At 76.2% G+C, this 2,646-nt stretch carries 2 protein-coding genes; one reads left to right on the top strand and one right to left on the bottom strand.

The window, feature by feature from the left end:
• Window positions 1-1,529, top strand: a 1,529-nt coding sequence (locus IRZ18_09575) for an acetolactate synthase (GenBank protein MBX5477355.1), incomplete at its 5' end; no start/stop codon positions are given.
• 54 nt (window positions 1,530-1,583) lie between these two features.
• Here the strand turns inward: IRZ18_09575 and IRZ18_09570 are convergent.
• Window positions 1,584-2,555, bottom strand: a complete 972-nt coding sequence (locus IRZ18_09570; GenBank protein MBX5477354.1) for a DMT family transporter — start codon at window positions 2,553-2,555, stop codon at window positions 1,584-1,586.
• Between the last annotated feature and the right edge of the window lie 91 nt (window positions 2,556-2,646).

Genomic DNA, 2,646 nt, shown 5'->3' with positions numbered 1-2,646 from the left:
TCACGAACGCCGTGACGGCGCTCGCCACCGCGCGCCGGGCGCAGAGCCCGATGGTCGTGCTCGCGGGGCAGGCGCCGCTCGCGCTGGCCGGGCAGGGCGCGCTGCAGGAGATGGACGCGCTCGCCGTCGTGCGGCCCGTGTGCAAGGCGGCGTGGCGCGTGTGGGACCCGGCGGACATCCCGGCGGCCGTCGACCTCGCGTTCGCCGTGGCCGAGGCCGCGCCGCCGGGGCCGGTCGTCGTGGAGCTGCCGCTGGACGTGCTGTACGGCACGGCGGCGCCGTTGCCGCGGCCGGCGGCGCCGGACGCCGACCCGTGGCGCGCCGGCGGGCCCTCCGAGCCCGCTCCGCTTCCCCCGCCGGACGCGGCGGCCGTCCGCCGGGCGGCGGAGTTGCTCGCGGAGAGCCGCCGGCCGCTCGTCTTCGCCGGCAGCCAGCTGCGGTGGGCGGCCGCGCCGGAGCGGGTGAGCGCGGACGTCGCCCGGCTGGCGGAGCGCCTGCTCGCGCCGGTCTACGCGAACAGCCTCGCGCGCGGCATCCTGCCGCCGGCTCACCCGCATGCGTTCGCGGCCAGCCGCAAGAAGGCGCTCATGGAGGCGGACGCCGTCGTCCTGCTCGGCGCGCCGCTCGACTTCCGCCTGGGCTACGGGCGCGCCCCGGCCTGGAACGAGGGCGCCGCGCTCGTCCGCGCGGACATGGACGCCCACGAGCTCGCCCGCAATCGGACCCCGCAGGTGGGCGCGGCCTGCGATCCGGCCGTCTTCCTGCGCGCGCTGCTGGAGGAGCTGGAAGTGTTCGTGTCCGTGGTGCGGGGACGGACCGGCCGGCTGGGACCGGGCGCGGGCGCCGCCGCGGCGGCGTCCGAGGAGGTCGTCGCCGCCCGCCTCGCGTGGCTCGAGGACCTGCGCGAGGAGGAGCGGCGCCGCGCCGCGCGCATGGCGGCGGGCCTCGCGTCCGAGGCGAGCCCCGTCCACCCGCTGCGCTTTGCCGCGGAAATCGAGCGGGCGCTGCCGGATGAAGCGATCGTCGTCGGCGACGGCGGCGACATCGTGGCCACCGTGGCGAACGTCGTGCGGCCGCGCCGCTGGCCCGGCGGCTGGCTGGACCCGGGCCCCCTCGGCACGCTGGGCGTGGGCGCCGGGTACGCGATGGCCGCCCGGCTCGCGGAACCCGACGCGCCGGTGCTGGCCGTCTTCGGCGACGGCGCCTTCGGTTTCAGCGCCATGGAACTGGAGGCGGCCGCGCGTCAGGATGTGCCGTTCGTGGCCGTGATCGGCAACGACGGCGCCTGGACGCAGATCCGCAGGGAACAGGTGCAGATCCACGGCGCGGACCGCGCGGTGGCGACGTCACTCTCCCCGGACGCGCGCCACGACCGGCTGGCGGAGGCGCTGGGGGGCCAGGGATGGCGGGTGGAGCGTCCGGAGGAGCTCGCGCCCGCGCTGGAGGCGGCCTTCTCGTGCGGCCGGCCGGCGGTCGTCGACGTGCGCCTGGGCGCGTCCGACTTCCGCGACGGCGCGATCAGCGTGTGAGCCTGGCCACCTTCGACGTGCGCCCCGCGCGCGGCGCGTGAGCGCCCGGCGCGTTCACGCCGTCGCCGGCGACGACGCCTCCGCGTTTCGCATCGCGAGCGAGAAGTAGACGAGTCCCGCGAGGATGACCGCCCCTCCGATCATCTCCCCCGCGGTCGGAACTTCCCCGAGGAACAGCCAGGCGAGCAGCGTCGAGCCCACCGGCTCGCCCAGGATCACGATGGACACGGCGGCGGCCGGCACGTGACCGAGCGCCCAGTTGAAGAGCGTGTGGCCGAAAATCGTCGGCACGACCGCAAGGGCGAGGAAGATCAACCACTCCCCGGCCGGGTACGGCCAGAGCGGGACGCCGGCGAACGCGGCGATCGCCGCCAGCGCCGCCGCCGCGGCGGCGTAGACCCACAGCGTGTACGCGAGGTTGTCCACGTGCCGGCGGACGTGGCGCCCGATGAGGATGTATCCGGAGATGAAGACGGCGCCGAGGAAGGCGAGCAGGTCGCCGTACAGCGCCGTGCCGCCGAGCGCGTAGTCGCCCCAACCGATCAGCGCCGTCCCGAGGACGGCCAGCGCGCCGCCGAGGTAGGCGCCCGGCGGCAGGCGGTCGTCGCCCAGGAGCATGGCGAGCACGCCCACCAGAAGCGGGTGGCTCGTGACGAGCACGACGGAACTGGCGACGGTCGTGTACTCCAGCGAGGCGATCCACACGGCGAAGTGCAGGGCGAGGAAGACGCCGCTCGCGATCATCGCGGCGACGTCCCGCAGCGCCGCGCGTTCGGAGGCAGGCAGCCACCTCCGGATCCGCGTGGTCGCGGCGCCGGCGCCCCCCGGCCCCGCGGGCCCGGCCGGCGCGGTCCGCGCCCGGCGCCGGGCGCCGGCGAGCCCCAGCGCCGCCAGGATGGGCAGGCTCAGGGCCAGGCGGTAAAAGGACAGGGCGATGGCCGGCGCGTCGGAGTACCGGATGAAGATGCTCGAAAAGGACACGGCGACGACGGCCACGACCAGCGCCGCGACGACCCGTCGGTTCACAGGCGGAATCCCGTCCATCGTAGGAGTGGGGGGGGGGCCCCCGCCGCCGCGCGCGCGGGTGGTGGGGGTTGTTAAAAAAAAAAAAGCCCCC

The organism is Clostridia bacterium (assembly GCA_019683875.1).
Taxonomy (GTDB): Bacteria; Bacillota; Sulfobacillia; order RBS10-35; family Bu92; genus Bu92.
The sequence above is the reverse complement of the archived record's forward strand: the minus strand, read 5'-3'. Positions and strand labels throughout refer to the sequence as shown.